Consider the following 19,565-nt stretch of genomic DNA (forward strand, 5'->3'; position numbering starts at 1 on the left):
TTATAACATCAGAAATAAAAGGACTGAATGCCAACGCATTTGGTCCTTTTCCTGTTACATCATATCCGGTGGGTTCATATGACAAAAGTCTGTACAATATCCTTAAAATATTTATATGAATATAAAATTATAAAGATTATCTTTGAAAGAAGAGCAGTATTTTTATGAGATGTAAAATACGTTGAACACCCTTATTAAAAAGACAAAATATGAATAATTACATCAGTGCAGAAGAAGCAATATATACAATAAAAAGCGGAAACCGGGTATTCTTTCACGGCAGTGCATGTACTCCCAACTACCTGATTGATGAGCTGGCAAGACAGTCTCACCGATTGCAAAATGTAGAAATGGTTTCCATTACCCAACAAGGCAATGTGGAAATTGCAAAACCGGAATACAAAGACAGTTTTTTCATCAACTCTTTATTTGTTTCCACTCCTGTGCGTGATGCCGTGAATTCTGACCGCGGAGACTTTGTTCCCGTTTTCCTAAGTGAAATTCCAATTTTATTCAGAAAAAACATTCTGCCTCTTGATGTAGCGATTGTCACCGTTTCTCCACCGGACAAACATGGTTTTTGTACTTTGGGAACTTCTGTAGATATTGCAAGAGCAGCGGTAGATACTGCAAAAATCATTGTTGCTATAGTTAATCCCAGAATGCCAAGAACCCACGGAGATGGTATGATCCACATCAGCAGAATTCATAAACTGGTTTGGCATGAAGAGGAACTTCCAACAGTAGATTACGGCTCAAAAGTAGGCCCTGAAGAAATGCTTGTTGGAAAAAATGTAGCTGAACTTATTGAAGACAGATCTACTCTTCAAATGGGTATTGGGACAATTCCTGATGCGGTTTTGAAATGTCTTACCAATCACAAAGACCTTGGAATTCATACCGAAATGCTTAGTGACGGGGTTATAGATCTTATTCAGGATGATGTCATCAACAACAAATACAAAGGGTACAACGATAATAAAACCATTACGAGTTTCTGCTTCGGAACCAGAAAACTATATGATTATGTAGATGACAACACCGTATTTGCATTCAGAGATGTGAGTGAAGTAAACTTCCCGATCAACATCATGAGAAACAAAAAAATGGTTGCCATCAACTCTGCCATAGAAATAGATCTTACAGGACAGGTATGTGCAGATTCTATCGGAACAATACAATACAGTGGAATTGGAGGGCAAATGGACTTTATGCGTGGTGCCGCATTAAGTGACGACGGAAAACCTATCATAGCCATTACCGCAAGAACAAAAAAAGGAATTTCCAGAATAGTTCCTTTTCTTAAACAGGGAGCTGGTGTGGTAACCACAAGAGGACATATTCATTACGTTGTTACTGAATACGGAACAGCTTATCTGTATGGAAAAAACCTCCGCCAGAGAGCACAGGAACTCATCAGCATTGCCCATCCTGATGACAGAGAAATGCTGGAGAGAGCAGCCTTCGAGAGATTTAAACACTGATAATCAAACGATAAGGATTTCCAAATTGTTTTTTACTGAAAATCTCAAAACATATTTTGAATCTACATCCGCAGAATCATAAAAAAGCATTAATCTTTTGGCAGTATTTTTGATAAAACTCATTCAAAAACAAGCAAATTGAAAACTATATATAATTCGATAAGGGAAGAGATTATAAAGCATTCCAAGGTAAGGAATTCCGTTTTGGGGAATGTGAATGAATGGAAAAGAAGCCATTATATTATTCTTTCCGAAATTATTAAAGATGAACTCTCAGAAGCTGAAGAACTGAAAGGGGGGAAAAAATTTGAAATCGGAAATACCATTTCACATGTTACCCTGCAGCGTTTTTTTGAAAATGATTATCAGGATAAAACCCATAATGATCTCAGGTTTCTTAAAACATTAGATAAGATCTGTATTTTCTTAGGCTACAAAGACCTGAACGATTATATTTTATCTGTAAGACATAAGAAGCAGGAAGATGAGGGATCTGATAATCAGTCACAGCTTACCAAGATGGTTTATGATTATTGTGCAGCGGCTTTTGAATTTTACAAGCTGTTTCCCTCTCACAATACTGAACTTTTAAAAGGTCTTGTATTTGATGATTCCCCGTTTTTGGAGAGAGCGTCACAATTCAGTAAAGAACTGTGTGATAAGGATTTTCATCTGGTTACTAAAAACAACCGATCCAATTATGAAGTTTTTGATATTCATATCGTTACAGATGAACCGGACAAAAAAATACTCGAGACTCAGGAATTCTGGAACCTTCTCTTTAAAGTGGGAGAAACCGGAGAAGAGCATTTTGTCAACCAGCTGAGTACCCAGATCTACTTCATCCGTAAAATAAATAATACCTGGAAGATATGGGATAATTATAATCCCGATGCAGGAATGTTAAACAGAAAAATTGAAACAATATAAAAAGAAAGCCGTAGAAAATTTCTACGGCTTTCATGTTTCGAAATATTTTTTTCACTTGTCTTTTGTATTACAAATGTAAGTACCCGATTTTAAACGTAAGAAACTTAAATATACTTAAGTAAACTCTTCTTTAACTTTATGTTAAATATATTCAATGAATCCAAGGGAATATTTTCGCAATGTCTAAGATTTTTGTAATTTGCATACCAATAAAATAAAAGTAAAAGAGAAAATATGTCAACACTTACATTTGCCGAGAAAATAGCTCAAGCAGAAAATTTCTTACCGATTAACGGTACAGATTATATTGAGTTTTATGTAGGAAATGCAAAACAGGCTGCCCATTATTACAAAACCGCTTTCGGTTTTCAGTCTGTAGCTTATGCGGGTCCTGAAACAGGAGTAAGAGACCGTGCATCTTATGTGCTTCAACAGGGAAAAATCAGATTGGTATTAACTACCGGACTTAAGTCTGACTCTCTTATCAGCGAGCACGTAAAAAAACATGGTGACGGAGTAAAAATTTTGGCACTTTGGGTAGATGACGCTTATGCAGCTTTTGAAGAGACAACTAAAAGAGGTGGTAAACCGTATTTAGAGCCTGTAACTTTAACTGATGAGCATGGTGAGGTAAGAATGTCCGGTATCTACACGTATGGAGAAACCGTTCACATGTTTGTAGAAAGAAAAAATTACAACGGAGCTTTCATGCCTGGATATGAAAAGTGGGAAAGTGATTATAAGCCTGAAGAAGCAGGTTTATTATACGTAGACCACTGTGTAGGAAATGTTGACTGGAACAGAATGATCCCGACTGTAGAATGGTATGAAAAGGTAATGGGATTTGTAAACATCCTTTCTTTTGACGACAAGCAGATCAATACAGAATATTCTGCTTTGATGTCTAAAGTAATGTCTAACGGAAACGGATTCGCAAAATTCCCTATCAACGAACCTGCCGAAGGTAAAAAGAAATCTCAAGTAGAAGAATATCTTGATTTCTACGAAGGAGAAGGGGTACAGCACATTGCTGTTGCTACAAAAGATATTATCCATACCGTAACGGAATTGAAAAAACGTGGTGTAGAGTTTCTTTCTGCTCCACCAGAAGCTTATTACGATATGGTTCCTGAAAGAGTTGGTCACATTGATGAAGATCTTAAAAAACTTCAGGATTTAGGTATACTTATTGATCATGATGAAGAAGGATACTTATTACAGATTTTCACCAAACCTGTAGAAGACCGTCCTACTCTATTCTTCGAGATTATTGAAAGACACGGTGCACAGAGTTTTGGTGCCGGAAATTTCAAGGCTTTATTCGAAGCATTAGAAAGAGAGCAGGAAAGAAGAGGTAATCTTTAATTTTACATTAAAAAATATAGGTTTTGTCAGAATACAGTATTCTGGCAAAACTTTTTTATAAAACACAGTATATGAGAAAACTTTTAATTGGGATTTCCCTTTTAGGAACTTTAGGGCTTAACGCTCAATACGGTTCATTGAATGAAATCCTTAACCGACTTGAACAAAGAAAAGGCATCAATCAGCATCTTGAAAATGTAAATATTGACAACAAGAAATTTGTTTTCATCAAAGATGAGGCTGATCATACGGAACGGGACTTTATTATTATCAAAGGGGACAATGCCACTTATGTAGAAGTTTTCGATGATAAAGCTACTGGAGAAAGCAGTTCTAATGTTTTCACCGGGGATATCGTCAGGAAAAAAAATATTATTTCTTTAAGAGCAGATATGCTTGAAAATAAAAAAATCCCAATGCCTGTTACGAAAACATTATTGTTGACCCAGCAGGATAATATTTTATATCTCATCGATGTCAATACCAGAGACAGATGGATAGATGAAGCATCTTACTCAAAAAAGGCAAAATAAATGTTCTGAGAACATGCTCTCAGCAATATTTTAATCTAACTAAAATCTAAACTTATGAAATCATTTGTAGACTATTCCTCAAACTCGGATTTTTCTATACATAATATTCCTTTCGGAGTCGCAGTTTTTAACAAAGAATATATCGGATGCTGTACAAGAATCGGAGATCAGGTAGTTGATCTTGCTACCTTGTATGATCTTGGCTATTTTGAAGATATTGAAGGATTAGACGACAATGTTTTTGAAGCATATACCATCAACGAATTTATCGAGCTGGGTAAACCTGTTACCAATGCAGTTCGTACTAAAATTCAGACTTTATTACAGGAAGGATCAACTTTATCAAAGGATCAGAAAACAATAGAAGAAGCTTTCTATGATCTTGATAAAGTAAAAATGATGATGCCTGTTCACATCCCCAATTATACAGACTTTTACAGCAGCATTGAACATGCTACCAACGTAGGAAAAATGTTCCGTGATCCTGCAAATGCTTTATTACCTAACTGGAAACACTTACCGGTAGGTTACCACGGAAGAGCCTCTTCAATTGTAGTATCCGGAACAGAAATCAACCGCCCGAAAGGTCAGATGAAACCTGCTGATGCTGATAAACCTGTATTCGGACCATGTAAGCAACTGGATTTTGAATTGGAAATGGCTTTCATCATCAATAAAAATACAGAGATGGGAGAAAGTATCTCTACCAAAGAAGCAGAAGATGCCATCTTCGGAATGGTTATTTTCAATGACTGGTCTGCAAGAGATATTCAATCTTGGGAATATGTTCCGCTAGGGCCATTCCTTGCGAAAAACTTTGGTTCTTCTATTTCTCCATGGGTAGTTACTCTTGAAGCTTTAGAGCCGTTCAGAACAGCTTCACCAGTACAGGATCCTGAAGTTTTAGACTATTTAAAATTTGAAGGAGATCAAAACTATGACATCAACCTTGAAGTTTATATTCAACCTGAAAACGGAGAACAAAACCTGATCTCCGAAAGCAACTACAAACACATGTACTGGAATATGACCCAGCAGCTGGCACACCACACCGTAAACGGATGTAACGTGGAAGTGGGAGATCTATATGCCAGCGGTACCATTTCAGGAAGTGATCCAAAATCTTTCGGTTCTATGCTTGAGCTTACATGGAGAGGACAAAATCCTTTATCATTAAGCAATGGTGAAGAAAGAAAATTCATTGAAGATAATGATACCGTTACCATGAAAGCCTGGGCTGAAAAAGATGGTGTGAGAGTTGGTTTCGGTGAAGTTTCCGGTAAAATTATTCCGACACTATAATATAAAAATCAATCATTAAATGCTTCGATTTCGCTCAGCATGATATCGCTGAACTTAAACTGTAAAGCAGTTAGTATTAGAGGTGTCATGCTGAGCCATAGTCGAAGCATCTTTTTAATATCATTTGAATACTTAAGCTGAGTTAAGTATTAAAGCAAAAATATGAAAACAGTAATCCCTTCCGAGATAACTTCCGTACAACTTCAAACCATCATGCAGACGGCTGTTTCACCACGTCCGATTGCTTTGGCATCTACGGTAGATAAAGATGGTACTATCAACTTATCTCCGTTCAGTTTTTTTAATATGTTCAGTACGGTTCCTCCGATTTTGATTTTTTCACCGTCAAGGAGAGTACGTGACAATACAACGAAGCACACGCTGGAAAATGTTCTTGAAGTACCGGAAGTCGTTATTGGAACAGTCAATTTTCCGATTGTACAGCAGATTTCATTAGCTTCTACAGAATATGAAACCGGAGTCAATGAGTTTATTAAATCCGGACTTACCATGAAAGATGCTGATCTTGTACAGCCTAAACTGATTGAAGAATGCCCTGTCAACTTTGAATGTAAAGTTTTAGAGGTAAAGTCATTGGGAGATCAGGGCGGTGCCGGGAATCTTGTGATCTGTGAAGTTCAGAAAATTCATATCAGAGAAGAATACCTGAATGAAGCCGGAAATCTGGATCAGAAAAAACTGGACATGGTGGCCCGTTTAGGCAGTAACTGGTATTCCAGAAGTAATGAGAACAGCATTTTTGAAGTTCCAAAACCTTTGGTAACAAAAGGAATCGGCTTTGATCAGCTGCCTGATGCGATTAAGTACAGTAAAGTATTTACAGGGAATGATCTTGGAATGCTTGCCAATACAGAAATATTACCTGCTGGTGATTTCCATGCGGATGATGATATCCACCTTAATGCCCAGAAACTGCTCCTGGAAAGTAAAGTGGAAGAAGCGTGGGTTTTACTCACAATACAATAAAAAATCGGTCTGAAATTTCAGACCGATTTTTTATTTAGGATGGAAGTTGGAAGTTCAAAAAGTTTTCTAAATAACTTTTGTCCAAATTAATATTTTGGAAAACAGTTCTATTTTGATTTCAATAGATATAGAGCAGCGTTAATGGCTTCCAAATTCCCAACTTATATTTTACTTCGCTTTCAAAGTTTCGGAAACCGTTATTTTCCCTTTTTCAGCAAAGTCTGTTACCTTTCCGTTTTTATCAATAGAAACATTCAGATTATCATTTTTTGCATCGTAGTAGATATGTGTTGCATATCCCGGGCAGTCATGCTGCTTGCAGCCGGACAGTTTATAAATTCCGTTTTCTGATGTGACAGGACTTTCTACATTGAAATTCTTCACCATTTCATCATATTGAGTTCCTGCTAGTTTTTTTAGTCTATCTGTGATGCTTTTATCCTCAAAGAATTTGATATCATGCGGATACTTACCCACATTTTTGGTGATAATATTGTCCGGAGCCGGAGCAGAAGGAGATGGTGATGCTACAGAATCATTTTTTGTAATTACAGAATCTTTAGGCATTACTGTAGCCAAAGTATCTGTGTTTGCTGAAGATTCTGTTTTGGCTTCTTTTTTACATGAAACAACGAATAATGAGAGCGCGAATGCTCCTGCAATAATTTTTTTCATAATTATAATGATATGGTGGTTAATTTATAATAACGTAGTTTTAAACGTTTTATTTCAATTTTTGTTTGATAAAATCAATACATTTTTCGGTTACGGTATTCAGATCTTTGGGTAAATCCGTGTCTGTCCAGGGCTCTTTTGCACCGAAAGTATGGTTGGCATTTTCAATCAGGAAAAGTTCAGAATTCGGGTGAAGAATATGAAGATGTTCGGCCTGTTTTACCCCTACCGATTCATCTTCTGTCCCATGAATAATCAACATATGAGCTTTTGCCATTTCCGTTGCCCGCTCTACATCAAAACGATGAACATTCTGCTCATAATCCTCATAAAACTGATAATAATGTGGCATTTCCTGCTTGGTACGTCCGTTCAGAGCATAATAAACTCCATTCTTTTTCCAGTTTTCAAAAGCTTCTCCTGTGGGAAAGCGGTCTAAAGTATCCACACTGGCCAAAGTGATCAGTCCATTAATTCTTTCATCTTCAAAAGTTTTAATAATAGAAATTCCTCCTCCCCTGCTGTGACCTATCAGAACAATCTTTTCTTCATCTACATGCGGATCTTTACTAAAATGATCAATGACCACTCCAAGGTCAGAAAGCTCTTTAGAATAATTATTATGGCCAAATGCTTCAAGATCTCCAAAGTTATATGGATCTTCGGTCGTTGTTCCGTTATGGGAAAAATTAAACTTCACGAAGAAAAAACCTGCTTCAGCAAACTTTTCTGCCATCAGATTCCATGCTCCCCAATCTTTATAACCTTTATAACCATGAACAAACACCACCAGCGGAAGTTTTTGTTCAGTGTCTTTATAAAAAACATCAGCAAGAAAACCTTTTGTTTCTTTATTTCCTAAATATATATTCTTTTGACTAATCAAATTCATAAAATAAATGGGTTTAATTTAATATTATTTATATTTATGGGATTAATTTAAATTGAAATTTATGAAAAAAACTCTACTTTTTTTATTTTTAATTACTTTTTCTTTTATCCTGAGTCAGACGACCAAAAGGGTATTCTTTATCGGGAACAGTTATACTTACGTTAATGATTTGCCTAACCTTGTCCAAAGTATTGCTGCTTCTAACGGCGATGTACTGGAGCATCACAGCCATACACCGGGCGGGTCCACACTGCAGGATCATTCCAACAATCCGGATGTGATTTCAACCATCAATCAGGGAAACTGGGATTATGTCGTATTACAGGAACAGAGCCAGCTTCCGTCATTTCCGGATTCTCAGGTTCAAAATCAGGTATATCCTTATGCACTTCAACTTTCCAATCTGATTAAAACATCCAATCCCTGTGGAAATGTAATCTTCTATATGACCTGGGGCCGTAAAAACGGAGATACGGCGAATTGTCCGGGACTTCCTGCTGTCTGTACCTATCAGGGAATGGACACTCAGATTTATAACCGCTACATGGAAATGGCAGCAGCTAATGAAGGTATTGTTTCACCTGTAGGTAAAGTGTGGAGAACGATCAGAGAACAAAACCCTGCTATTGAATTGTATGATCAGGACGAATCACATCCTAGCTATATTGGGTCTATGGCTGCTGCGTATACCTTTTACACTATTATATTCAAGAAAGATCCTACACAGATTCCTTTTAATGGGAATCTTAGTCCGGCACAGGCTCAGTTGCTCAAGGATATCGTTAAAACAGAAGTATACAATCAGCCTGCTCAATGGTTAGTAACGAGTAATGATGTTCACAGCAGATTCACCTATCAGCTTACCGGAGCCAGTACCGTTCAGTTTACCAACACAACACAGAATGCTGCTGCATATTCATGGGATTTTGGTGACGGCACAACCTCAACTCTCGAAAATCCGGTACATATCTACCCTGCAGCAGGAAATTATAATGTAAAGCTTACAACAGCTGCCTGCGGAGTCACTACCACCAAAACAAAACTGGTTGTGGTAAGTACCTTAAGTACAGCAGAAACAGCTATTGAAGATCCGGTTCAGATTTATCCTAATCCTGCTCAACATCTTATTAACATTAGTTCTAAAAAGAGAATTGAGGTACTTTCACTTACAGATATCACAGGAAGAATAGTGCATTATCGTTTGAATAAAACAGATTCAGGATATATTCTACCGCTTCAGCATTTAAGCAGCGGAGTTTATTTTTTACAATATAAAGCTGGTGAAAAGGAATTCACTAAAAAGATTATAAAAAAATAACCTTATTTTTGTTTCATGCAGAATTTAAGAACTGTAACCGTGACGCGTTACATTCTGCCATTGAGAGAAGGAGGGTCTCTTCCTGCTCTGGCAGAAGCTGATGATGATTTCAAATATGTATTAAAATTCCGTGGCGCAGGCCATGGGGTAAAAATGCTGATCTCTGAACTTTTGGGTGGAAAGATTACCGAAGCATTGGGACTAAAAATTCCTGAACTTGTTTTTGTCAATGTTGATGCTGATTTCGGAAGAACTGAAGCTGATGAAGAAATACAGGATCTTCTGAAATTTTCCGAAGGTCTGAACCTTGGGCTGCATTATCTTTCCGGTTCCATCACTTATGATCCGGGAGTAAATGTTGATCCTCTTCTGGCTTCAAAAATAGTATGGCTGGATGCCTTCATTACCAACATTGACCGTACTTTCAGAAACACCAATATGTTGATGTGGAATAAAGAGCTATGGATCATCGATAATGGTGCTTCGTTCTACTTCCACCATTCATGGCAGAATTTTGATACAGCGGCAAAAACACCTTTCAAATATGTGAAAGACCATGTACTTCTTCCTAAGGCAAAAATGCTTGACGAAGCGGATCAATTTGCCCATGAAGTACTGAATGATACACTTTTCAGGGAGATTGTCAATACAATTCCTGAAGACTGGCTGCACTGGAATGATGCTGATGAAACTCCTGACGAAATCCGTGAGATCTATTTTCAGTTTCTGAAAACCAGATTAGAAAATTCTCAAATCTTTATAAACGAAGCTAAAAATGCAAGAGGATAAAATATATGAATATGCGGTAATACGCCTGGTGCCTAAAGTTGAAAGAGAAGAATTTTTCAATATCGGGCTGGTGATGTTTTCCAAAAGGGAAAAATTCATCAGGGTAGAATTTTATTTGTGTCCTGATAAATTTAAGCTCATGCACAGTAAGCTGGACTATGAAGATATCATCCAGAATCTTGAAAGTTTTCAGAAAATTGCTAATGGTGATAAAGATGGCGGACCTATTGCCCTGCTTGATATTCCTGAACGTTTCCGCTGGCTTACGGCCGTAAGAAGTGCTGTAGTGCAGACCTCCAGACCTCATCCTGGGAAATCCAAAGATTTGAATAGTACGTTTGGTAAACTTTTTGAGGAGTTAGTAAAATAACACACCTTCTAAAAAATTTATTATGAAATCTTCCATATACAACATATCAATCTACAGGTTTTTCACAAACCTGTTTTTTGTTTTATTTTTAAGTATTTTCACTTTAGGTTTTTCACAAAATTTTTCACAAGTACAGGTGAAAGCTCCGCCTGTAAAAAGTACATTACTTCCGGAAATAGCCAATCTGTCTGAAGATATTGTATATAAAACCAACAGAAAAGGAAATCCTGTCAAGCTGGATGTTTTCACTCCTAAAAATATAGCTGCAGGCCAGATGCTTCCTGTACTGATTTATGTTCACGGTGGTGGATGGATAGAAGGTGATAAAGTGATTCACGCGGATAATTATGTTGAAACGACCATTGCAAAGCTGATGGCAAAACAATATGCTGTAATCAGTATGAATTATACCCTTTTGAATGACAGCACTCATTTTCCATTACCTTTGGAAGATACTAAAGATGTGGTAAGATGGGTAAGAAAAAATGCAGAGCAATATCATTTTGACACCAATAATATAGGCTTATTCGGGGCTTCAGCAGGGGCCCATCTTTCCCTGATGGCGGCTTATACTCCAGACAATACTTATATGGGAAATCCGGAACTTTCGTCTTATTCTGCTAAAGTAAATTATGTAATTGATCATTATGGCCCGGCTGATCTTAATAAGCTTTTCCATACAAGATTAGGAACCATACCGGTAGCAATGATAGGATTAATGTCAAAAAAAATTGTCGGTTTACAGGAAAATCTTGTGAAAGGAATTTCAGGCTATGATATCAGAAAAGATCAGGACAGAGCCATTGATTATCTGAAAACCATATCTCCTGTTAATTTTGTTTCAGAAGGCGTGCCTACTTTAATTGTTCAGGGGAATAATGATAAAATTGTTCCTTTAAGCCAGTCTAAAAAACTTCACAGAAAATTAAACAGGGCCAAAATTCAGAACTCTTTAATCATTGTAGATGGTGGAGTCCATGGGTTTGGTACAACTGATAAGGCTTATCTGGATAAACTGACGGATGAGATGGTAGATTTCGTTCTTTCGCAAAAGAAATAATATATATTTACTTATTTAAAAACAAATCAAAACACTACAAATCAACACAATAAACAACAGATCAACAACAAATTTGCTAGATTGATATACATATTCTATTTTTTAATCGAAAATTAATTACCTTGGCTATTGTTTAAATTATTTTTAACAAAACAGCTAATAAATTAATCATTCATTAAAAAAAATACGCAATATGGATTCTTTGAATAATATCAATGCGCTTACGCTCATATTTGCATCCGTTCTTATTTTTGCGATAGCTTACCGTGTTTATGGTATTTTTATTGCCAATAAAGTTCTCAGGCTTAATGACCAGAATATGACTCCTGCTGTAGAATTTGCAGATGGTAAAGATTATGTCGCAACCAATAAAAATGTACTTTTCGGGCATCATTTTGCTGCAATTGCGGCTGCCGGGCCATTAGTAGGACCTGTTCTTGCTGCTCAGTTCGGGTATCTTCCGGGCACATTATGGATTCTGATTGGCTGTGTATTGGGAGGCGGAGTTCATGATATGGTTGTACTCTTTGCTTCTGTGAGACACAAAGGGCAAAGCCTTGCGACCATCGCTTCTAAAGAAATCGGAAAAGCAACGGGAACTGTAGCAGGTTTTGCAATCTTATTCATCCTGATTCTTACGCTGGCCGGTTTATCGCTGGCTTGTATCAATGCTATGCATGAAGCATCATGGTCTCTTTTTACAGTAGTCATTACGATGCCTATTGCCATCATCATGGGACTGATCATGCGTTATAAAAAGAACAGTGTTTTGTTTGCAAGTATTTTGGGTGGTATCCTTTTGATTGCCGGAATTATCGGAGGTCATACTTTAATGCAGAATCCAACCATGAATAACTTATTTTCCTGGGATATTAAAACAATTTCTATCGCCATTCCTCTGTATGGTTTTATTGCTTCTGTACTACCGGTATGGCTGCTTTTAGTTCCAAGGGATTATCTTTCCACTTATTTAAAAATTGGAACTATTATCATGCTGGCAATCGGGGTTATTGTGATTCACCCAACTATACAAATGCCGGCTATCACAGCTTTTGTCAATGGTGGAGGCCCTATTATTGGCGGACCTGTACTTCCTTTTATTTTTATTGTGATTGCTTGTGGTGCTATTTCCGGGTTTCATGCGGTGATTGCTACGGGAACGACTCCTAAAATGCTTAATAAAGAAAGAGAAATTCTATTTGTAGGATATGGGGCAATGCTTGTGGAAGGCTTCGTAGCATTGATGGCACTTATTGCAGCGTGTACATTGATGCCGGGTGACTATTTTGCTATTAATACTCCAAAAGAAGCTTATGATTCATTTTTAGCAACCCATCCTTCTTTACACGGAGTAGACATTGATTATTATTCTCAGAAAATAGGAATTGATCTTTATGGAAGAACCGGAGGTGCTGTATCTCTTGCTGTGGGAATGGCCCATATCTTCAACAAAATTCCTTATATGGATCAGCTGACGGCTTACTGGTATAATTTTGCGATTATGTTTGAAGCGGTATTTATTCTTACTGCTATTGATGCAGGAACAAGAGTAGGTCGTTTTTTCTTACAGGAAATGCTGGGTTCGATAGTTCCGAAATTCAATGATAAAAACTGGATTCCGGGAATTATTATCAGCAGTCTTCTTTTCACTTTTGCCTGGGGATATCTGGTGTATACCGGAAACGTAAACAGCATCTGGCCGTTATTCGGGATCAGTAATCAGCTGCTGGCTGCCTGCGGACTTATCGTCTGTACCACGATGCTGATAAGGATGAACAGAGGAAAATATGCTTTATGCTCTGCTGTTCCGGGAGTTTTCATGGCCGGAATTACATTCTGGGCCGGGTATATCCAAGTGACTGCTATCTATATTCCAAAAGGACAGTACTTACTGGCTGCATTAGCGGCAACAGCAATGATTCTGATGCTTATTGTATTTATAGGAGCTTTCAGAAAATGGTATCAACTGCTTCAGATCAACAAAACAGTGGTTGATCATTATGGAGAACCTGTGAAGGAACTGGTAGAAAGATAACATTCACATTCTATAAATTTAAAATCATTAAGAATGGATTTAAGAAATAAAGTATAGTTAAGATGAATCATTCTGATTTTTAAGCTTAAAGCTAAGCTTATCTTAATACTCTTAAACTCTTATTAAATCTTAATGGTTCAACAATAAAAGTTCATAAAAAAAAGTTCAGAAATTCTGAACTTTTTTTTTTATAAGCATTATCTGTAGTTTTTATTTAAAAATTGAAATTAAGTCTTGCGAAGACATATCTACCATTCTGCCCAAACTGTGAAGTGGAACGTGAATAGATAAACTGGTCGTTATTCGTAGAGGCAGGAAGGTTTTTTGTTGGATAAATATCAAACAAATTGTTCACTCCTAAAGTCAACCCTACATTTTTAGTAAACTGGTAAGCAGCAGATATATCGGTAATGATTTTATCTCCGATCTGCTGATGTTCATTGAAATCTATAATCCCGTCTCCGTTTACATCAATAACATCAGCACCTGTCACTTTTCCGAAGTAAGTGTTTCTCAGATAGAAAGTGGCATCCTTCCATGAAAGAGTGTGAGAAAGACTGGCTTTCACTCTAGGAACCGCTTCTTCAAGATATATTCTTGATTTTTCAGAAAAATATACTTTTTCAAGCTGTGGTGACTGTAAGAGTCCTGCTGAGTGAATATCTCCTACCTGTCTGGTTTTATTAAGGTTAATAGCAAAGTTATTATCAAGTTTTACTCCTGAAAATCTTACATTATGTGAAATCACAACATCCAATCCTTTTGTTTCTGTATCGATGGCATTCGTGAAGAACTGGGCTCCATTCACATTTAATTTATCATATTCTTTTTGTGCATCTGAAGGCACATCTTTTCTTAAGAACTGATCTGTAAGGATGATACGGTTATCAATTCTCGTAAAATATCCATCTGCTGTAAAACTAAGACCAACAGAAGGAATCTTATAGGTAAATCCTACACTTGCTGATTTGGAAGTTTCCTGCTTCAGTTTTGGCATACCCAGCAATCCTGCCAACTGTGAATCATTACTGAAAGTTCCCACCTCCAAAAGTTGATTATTCGTAAATAACGTAGACGTTACATTATAATAGATCTGGTGAATAGATGGTGCTCTGAATCCTGTAGAACCTGCAAATCTCACATTGAAATTAGGGGCAACTTTAATTCTTGAAGCTAATTTATAATTGAATGTCGATCCGAAATCAGAATAATTTTCATATCTCGCTGCCGCATCTACCAATAACCAGTTGGTAAAGTTAAATTCTACATCTGCATAGGCTGCTACCGACTGTCTGTTTTTATCTACAGCATTCTCAGGCTTAAATCCATTGAATACCTGTGATCCTCCGGGAAGTAATGCCCCGAAGAAATCTGTAGGTCTCACAGAATTTCCGTTCCATACATTTCCGGAAGCATCATAAGTTGCATACGAGGCTTGCTCTCCCTGAGTAATTTTAAAATTCTCATAGCGATGCTCAGCTCCGAAAGCAACGTTGATTCCTTCCCATACATCGTATTTTTTAGAGAAATCTAAATTGATCGTATTTTGAGAAAATCGCAGTCCTCCGGCATTAAATTCTCTTGGTGAAGCAAAACGTAAAGAAGTATTTCCTGTATTTTGAATGTTATAGGTGAATGAGTTCTGCCCGTAGGTATTACTGAAATCAATATTCCAGCCTTCCCATTTCCCTTTGATTCCTGCAGCCAGTGAAATATCCTGAATATCTGTTCCAATCTGTGGAAGGTAACCGTTAGGATATAATCCTGTAAAGGTTCTGCTTTCACTTGGTCTTCTGTAAAATCCTCCGGAAGTTCCGTGTCTTAAGCTATATCCTCCGAAAGTGTAAACCTTCCAATTGTCATTGATTGGCAGTTCGGCATTTATAAAAAGCTGATGATTATTAAGTTTAGACTGCCCTACCTGCATATTGAAGTCTTTTCTGGACTGTCCTCTGTACGCTAATTCCTGATCAGTAAAATAATTAAGCTGATCTCTTGTAAAGTTGGCAGATTTCAAAACATTTTGTAATCCTGAAATGGTATTGGCTCCCTGAATTGAATTTTGCAGATCCTGAGAAAAGTAATTTACATTCTGAGCATACTGATGAATGTAATTTACGAGCTGCTGTGAATTGGGTGTATTTCCAATATTCGTAAAAAGAGAAGAAAGATTTACTCCGTCGTTTAATGCGCGTTGCTCAATCGCGTTATAAGCATTATAGATAGGTCCATTTTCTGTTCCGGCTCTATAGGTTGGATTTCTGAACTGTGAAGACCAGGTAATATTAAAGAAACCACCTTTAGTTCCGATTTTATTACCATAGTTCAGATCCAGCTGAATATTCTGTCCGTCAAAATCTCCGGTATGATCATTAGCTGTTGGTGTTAAATTCCCTCCGTAACTGATTTGTCCTGCCAGTTTTCCTGTATCTCTTTTCAGATCAAGATTGATCACTCCGGCAATGGCATCAGATCCATATTGTGCCGCAGCTCCGTCTCTTAATACTTCTATTCTGTTTAATGCAAAAGACGGGATGGCATTTAAATCCGTTCCTACGGTACCTCTTCCCGGTGTTCCGTTTACATTCACTAATGCTGAAGTGTGCCTTCTTTTTCCATTCACCAAAACCAATACCTGATCCGGTCCCAAACCTCTCAGCTGAGCAGGATCCAAATGGTCCGTTCCATCTGAGTTGGTTTGAATGGTTGAAGTAAATGAAGGGGCTACCGCATTCAGTATTTGTCCGATATTGGTTTGTGGAAGGATTATTGAGGATTCTTTTACATTGAAAACATCTACAGGAACCGGACTGTCTGTTTTAGATCTGGCTCCGGCTCTTGAACCCAGCACCACTACTTCTTCTACATTATTGGTTTTTATACTGTCTTTATTTGTTTTTATGCTGTCTTTTTCCTGTCCGTAAGTAAATACGCCAAGAAAAAATAAAACAGAGGCCGAAAGAATAGTTTTTTTATTTCTCATATAGTTTAATTTGATTGAACATTTATGTTTTTTACAAGGTGCAAATGTAAAATATATTTATTAGTCCACAAAATCAATAGACTTTGTTTTTATAAAAAATGGTTATCGTTTCTTTCTATCCCTATTTAAAGTTATGATAATTTAAGAACATTTCAATAAAAAACGTTGTTTATAGAGTACTAGATCTAAAATAAAAACGCTATGATTTTGTAACTTTTTAGTCTGATGGTCGCAAAGGCACTTCGTTTAGCAGAGAAAATGTCCTTCGCTGAGTGGAACGCCATTGCGATCGAAAAATAAACGGTTCTTAATAACCATATTACGACCTCAGCGTTTAAACAATAAAAAAAAACGGATCCAAATTTTGAATCCGTTTTCTTTATCTTATTATTATTTTGAAATTAAATCTTAGTCAGTTTAGCATATTTCAGAATAAGGTTTTTCTCCCCTTCATGGATGAAAATAACTTTTGCTTTGATATTCTGAGGATCTGTTCCATCCAGGAAACTAACTTCTCCAATTCCGAAACGGTCATGTCTCACTTTATCTCCTACTTCAATATCCTGAGAAGAAGCTCCGCTTGGATTGATAATTTTAGCCGTACTTACAGGTTTCAGCTTTCTTACTTCCTGAGCGGGTTTTGAAGCATCACCTCTGTCGATAGTCTTCTTTTCAACCTTTTTGAAAGATTTCATTTCAGAAGGATGTTCATCAAAAATATTTGATTTTACCCCTGAATTATTGATAAACCTTTTTTCAAGAGCCGGATTAAGGAATTCAATATATTCGTCATCTATTTCACTTAAAAATCTTGAAGGTTCCGCATCAGTAATTTTTCCCCATTGAAAACGGGAAACAGCATATGAGAAAAACACTTGTTTCTCAGCTCTCGTCAATGCTACATAAAATAATCTTCTCTCTTCCTCAAGATCTTCTCTGGTGGCAGAACTCATAAAGCTTGGGAACAGGTTTTCTTCCAACCCTACCAAATGAACAACCGGGAATTCCAATCCTTTTGAAAGGTGAATGGTCATCAATGAAACCATATCATCTTCCAGGTTCTTATCCTGAGTATCTGCTGAAAGCGCAATATTTTCAAGGAAATTAGAAAGGCTCGGATCTCCGTCTTCCAGCTGCATTTGTTCTTCGATAAACCCTTGCATAGAGTTCATCAATTCCTGAACGTTTTCTACTCTGGAAATCCCTTCAGGAGTCTGATCATCTTTTAAAAACTTAATCAATCCGCTTCGTTTCGCCACTTCCATAGCAACACTGTAAGCCGTCTCTGTTTTCAGCAATACCTGAAAAGCTTTTATCATAGACCAGAAGTCGTTCAGCTTGTTTAAAACCCCGTTGTTCAGACCTAATTGAGGTGCATACATCGGAAGATTTTCCAACACTTTTGACACTGCAATATTATGAGCATCTGCAAAAACGATCAGTTTATTCTGAGTTGTTTCTCCAATTCCTCTTGCAGGATAGTTGATAATCCTCATCAATGCTTCAGAATCATTTTCATTGATCAGAAGTCGGAGATAACCGATTAAGTCTTTTACTTCTTTTCTTTGGTAGAAAGAAAGTCCTCCATAAACCTTATATGGAATATTTTTACGTCTCAGCGCATCTTCAAAAGCACGCGTCTGAGAGTTGGTTCTGTATAAAATGGCAAAATCACTGTATTTTCTCTGGTCACGGTTACGAAGTTCCCAGATGTTTCCGGCAACAAAGTTCGCTTCATCAGCATCAGAAAGAGATCGGTATATTTTAATCTTATCGCCTTCTTCATTATCACTGAATACATTTTTCTTAAACTGCTGCAGGTTTTTTGCAATAACTACATTAGCCGCATTTACAATATTCTGTGTAGAACGGTAATTCTGTTCCAGAGAGACTGTTTTAGCATCCGTATAATCTTTTTTAAAGTTTAAGATATTATAGATGTTAGCTCCACGGAAAGAGTAAATAGATTGTGCATCATCCCCTACCACACAGATATTCTCAAATTTTGAAGCTAATGCTTTTACGATAAGATACTGAGAGTGGTTGGTATCCTGGTACTCATCTACCATGATATACCTGAATCTGTCCTGGTATTTTGCCAATACTTCCGGAAAACGGGTCAATAATTCATTGGTTTTCAACAACAGGTCATCGAAATCCATGGAACCGTTTCTGAAACACTGGTCTACATACTTCTGATAAATCTGCCCAATAAATTTCATGTTCGCCTTTTCATCCGCCTCCATCAGTTCCGGATTGTTGAAGTAAGCTTTTACCGTAATCAGATTATTCTTATAAGTTGAAATCCTTGCCTGAACTTTTTTAGGTTTATAAAGATCGGCATCGATATTCATATCCTTCAGTACTTTTTTGATCACATTCAGGGCATCCTGCTGATCATAAATGGTAAAATTGGAAGGGTATCCTAGATAATGAGCCTCAATTCTTAAAATTCTTGCAAAAACAGAGTGGAAAGTTCCCATCCACAGACTTCTTGCATTGCTGTCCCCCACTACTTTTGCAATACGGTCTTTCATTTCACGGGCAGCCTTATTGGTAAAGGTAAGCGCCAGGATATTGAAAGGATCTATTCCATTGTGTATTAAATGGGCAATACGCATGGTAAGTACACGCGTTTTCCCGGAACCTGCTCCCGCAAGCACCATTAAAGGTCCCTGTAAAGAGGTAACAGCTTCATATTGTGATTCATTAAGTCCTTTCAAATAGTCCATACAGCAAAAAAATTTTGGGAACACAAAATTAAGGTATTCGGAGGAGAATTCAAACTTTCATGTAGAAGTTAGGGATTTGAAGTATTAAGATTGTATTGATAGTATTTATC

Annotated in this window: 15 protein-coding genes; 11 read left to right on the top strand and 4 right to left on the bottom strand. The window is 37.1% G+C overall.

The window, feature by feature from the left end:
- The first annotated feature begins 209 nt into the window (after positions 1-209).
- The 6 genes from ACLMCG_RS16105 to ACLMCG_RS16130 all read left to right on the top strand — a co-directional run bounded on the left by ACLMCG_RS16105 (position 210) and on the right by ACLMCG_RS16130 (position 6,601).
- Entirely contained in the window at positions 210-1,484 is a 1,275-nt protein-coding gene (locus ACLMCG_RS16105; RefSeq protein ID WP_413960241.1) for an acetyl-CoA hydrolase/transferase family protein, read from the top strand.
- A 138-nt stretch (positions 1,485-1,622) separates the two neighbouring features.
- Complete coding sequence (locus ACLMCG_RS16110) at positions 1,623-2,414, top strand: hypothetical protein (protein ID WP_413960242.1); 792 nt, start codon at positions 1,623-1,625, stop codon at positions 2,412-2,414.
- Between the two features lie 234 nt (positions 2,415-2,648).
- Positions 2,649-3,779, top strand: coding sequence for a 4-hydroxyphenylpyruvate dioxygenase (gene hppD / locus ACLMCG_RS16115; protein WP_047424361.1), 1,131 nt, complete (start codon positions 2,649-2,651; stop codon positions 3,777-3,779).
- A 71-nt stretch (positions 3,780-3,850) separates the two neighbouring features.
- A complete protein-coding gene (locus tag ACLMCG_RS16120) occupies positions 3,851-4,312 on the top strand; it encodes a hypothetical protein (RefSeq protein WP_413960243.1) in 462 nt (153 codons plus the stop codon).
- A gap of 54 nt (positions 4,313-4,366) precedes the next feature.
- The gene (gene fahA, locus ACLMCG_RS16125; protein ID WP_413960244.1) at positions 4,367-5,614 is read left to right on the top strand and encodes a fumarylacetoacetase; all 1,248 of its coding nucleotides are present in this window, start codon (positions 4,367-4,369) and stop codon (positions 5,612-5,614) included.
- Between the two features lie 162 nt (positions 5,615-5,776).
- Positions 5,777-6,601 carry a flavin reductase family protein gene (locus ACLMCG_RS16130; RefSeq protein WP_413960245.1) on the top strand — a complete coding sequence of 275 codons (825 nt, stop codon included), beginning with the start codon at positions 5,777-5,779 and terminating at the stop codon, positions 6,599-6,601.
- 168 nt (positions 6,602-6,769) lie between these two features.
- On the opposite strand, the gene ACLMCG_RS16135 is transcribed toward ACLMCG_RS16130, so the two are convergent.
- Both ACLMCG_RS16135 and ACLMCG_RS16140 read right to left on the bottom strand, forming a co-directional pair.
- Complete coding sequence (locus ACLMCG_RS16135; protein ID WP_413960246.1) at positions 6,770-7,276, bottom strand: hypothetical protein; 507 nt, start codon at positions 7,274-7,276, stop codon at positions 6,770-6,772.
- 49 nt (positions 7,277-7,325) lie between these two features.
- Positions 7,326-8,168 carry an alpha/beta hydrolase family protein gene (locus ACLMCG_RS16140; RefSeq protein ID WP_413960247.1) on the bottom strand — a complete coding sequence of 281 codons (843 nt, stop codon included), beginning with the start codon at positions 8,166-8,168 and terminating at the stop codon, positions 7,326-7,328.
- Between the two features lie 61 nt (positions 8,169-8,229).
- Here ACLMCG_RS16140 and ACLMCG_RS16145 point away from each other — a divergent pair, with 61 nt between their 5' ends.
- From ACLMCG_RS16145 to ACLMCG_RS16165, 5 genes are all read left to right on the top strand, one after another.
- Positions 8,230-9,486, top strand: a complete 1,257-nt coding sequence (locus ACLMCG_RS16145) for a T9SS type A sorting domain-containing protein (protein WP_413960248.1) — start codon at positions 8,230-8,232, stop codon at positions 9,484-9,486.
- A gap of 15 nt (positions 9,487-9,501) precedes the next feature.
- Positions 9,502-10,275 carry a HipA family kinase gene (locus ACLMCG_RS16150; protein WP_413960249.1) on the top strand — a complete coding sequence of 258 codons (774 nt, stop codon included), beginning with the start codon at positions 9,502-9,504 and terminating at the stop codon, positions 10,273-10,275.
- On the top strand, positions 10,262-10,645 hold the full coding sequence (locus tag ACLMCG_RS16155; RefSeq protein ID WP_077414077.1) for a DUF3037 domain-containing protein: 384 nt from the start codon (positions 10,262-10,264) through the stop codon (positions 10,643-10,645). The genes ACLMCG_RS16150 and ACLMCG_RS16155 overlap by 14 nt, the downstream gene beginning before the upstream one ends.
- A 22-nt stretch (positions 10,646-10,667) precedes the next feature.
- The gene (locus ACLMCG_RS16160; RefSeq protein ID WP_413960250.1) at positions 10,668-11,705 is read left to right on the top strand and encodes an alpha/beta hydrolase fold domain-containing protein; all 1,038 of its coding nucleotides are present in this window, start codon (positions 10,668-10,670) and stop codon (positions 11,703-11,705) included.
- 193 nt (positions 11,706-11,898) lie between these two features.
- Positions 11,899-13,740, top strand: coding sequence for a carbon starvation protein A (locus tag ACLMCG_RS16165; RefSeq protein ID WP_413960251.1), 1,842 nt, complete (start codon positions 11,899-11,901; stop codon positions 13,738-13,740).
- A 214-nt stretch (positions 13,741-13,954) separates the two neighbouring features.
- Here ACLMCG_RS16165 and ACLMCG_RS16170 read toward each other — a convergent pair whose 3' ends face one another.
- Both ACLMCG_RS16170 and ACLMCG_RS16175 read right to left on the bottom strand, forming a co-directional pair.
- On the bottom strand, positions 13,955-16,723 hold the full coding sequence (locus ACLMCG_RS16170) for a TonB-dependent receptor plug domain-containing protein (RefSeq protein ID WP_413960252.1): 2,769 nt from the start codon (positions 16,721-16,723) through the stop codon (positions 13,955-13,957).
- Between the two features lie 401 nt (positions 16,724-17,124).
- Entirely contained in the window at positions 17,125-19,455 is a 2,331-nt protein-coding gene (locus tag ACLMCG_RS16175) for an ATP-dependent helicase (RefSeq protein WP_309435803.1), read from the bottom strand.
- Positions 19,456-19,565 lie beyond the last annotated feature (110 nt).

Origin of the sequence: Chryseobacterium sp. S90 (genome assembly GCF_047444895.1) — a bacterium.
Lineage (GTDB): Bacteria > Bacteroidota > Bacteroidia > Flavobacteriales > Weeksellaceae > Chryseobacterium.

What these genes read in the sequence shown, in the direction of transcription:
- fahA (WP_413960244.1), top strand. Translation starts at nt 4,367, where the DNA reads ATGAAATCATTTGTAGACTATTCCTCAAACTCGGATTTTTCTATACAT.
- ACLMCG_RS16135 (WP_413960246.1), bottom strand. Translation starts at nt 7,276, where the DNA reads ATGAAAAAAATTATTGCAGGAGCATTCGCGCTCTCATTATTCGTTGTT.
- ACLMCG_RS16120 (WP_413960243.1), top strand. Translation starts at nt 3,851, where the DNA reads ATGAGAAAACTTTTAATTGGGATTTCCCTTTTAGGAACTTTAGGGCTT.
- ACLMCG_RS16145 (WP_413960248.1), top strand. Translation starts at nt 8,230, where the DNA reads ATGAAAAAAACTCTACTTTTTTTATTTTTAATTACTTTTTCTTTTATC.
- ACLMCG_RS16170 (WP_413960252.1), bottom strand. Translation starts at nt 16,723, where the DNA reads ATGAGAAATAAAAAAACTATTCTTTCGGCCTCTGTTTTATTTTTTCTT.
- ACLMCG_RS16175 (WP_309435803.1), bottom strand. Translation starts at nt 19,455, where the DNA reads ATGGACTATTTGAAAGGACTTAATGAATCACAATATGAAGCTGTTACC.
- ACLMCG_RS16155 (WP_077414077.1), top strand. Translation starts at nt 10,262, where the DNA reads ATGCAAGAGGATAAAATATATGAATATGCGGTAATACGCCTGGTGCCT.
- ACLMCG_RS16140 (WP_413960247.1), bottom strand. Translation starts at nt 8,168, where the DNA reads ATGAATTTGATTAGTCAAAAGAATATATATTTAGGAAATAAAGAAACA.
- ACLMCG_RS16105 (WP_413960241.1), top strand. Translation starts at nt 210, where the DNA reads ATGAATAATTACATCAGTGCAGAAGAAGCAATATATACAATAAAAAGC.
- ACLMCG_RS16130 (WP_413960245.1), top strand. Translation starts at nt 5,777, where the DNA reads ATGAAAACAGTAATCCCTTCCGAGATAACTTCCGTACAACTTCAAACC.
- ACLMCG_RS16165 (WP_413960251.1), top strand. Translation starts at nt 11,899, where the DNA reads ATGGATTCTTTGAATAATATCAATGCGCTTACGCTCATATTTGCATCC.
- ACLMCG_RS16150 (WP_413960249.1), top strand. Translation starts at nt 9,502, where the DNA reads ATGCAGAATTTAAGAACTGTAACCGTGACGCGTTACATTCTGCCATTG.
- hppD (WP_047424361.1), top strand. Translation starts at nt 2,649, where the DNA reads ATGTCAACACTTACATTTGCCGAGAAAATAGCTCAAGCAGAAAATTTC.
- ACLMCG_RS16160 (WP_413960250.1), top strand. Translation starts at nt 10,668, where the DNA reads ATGAAATCTTCCATATACAACATATCAATCTACAGGTTTTTCACAAAC.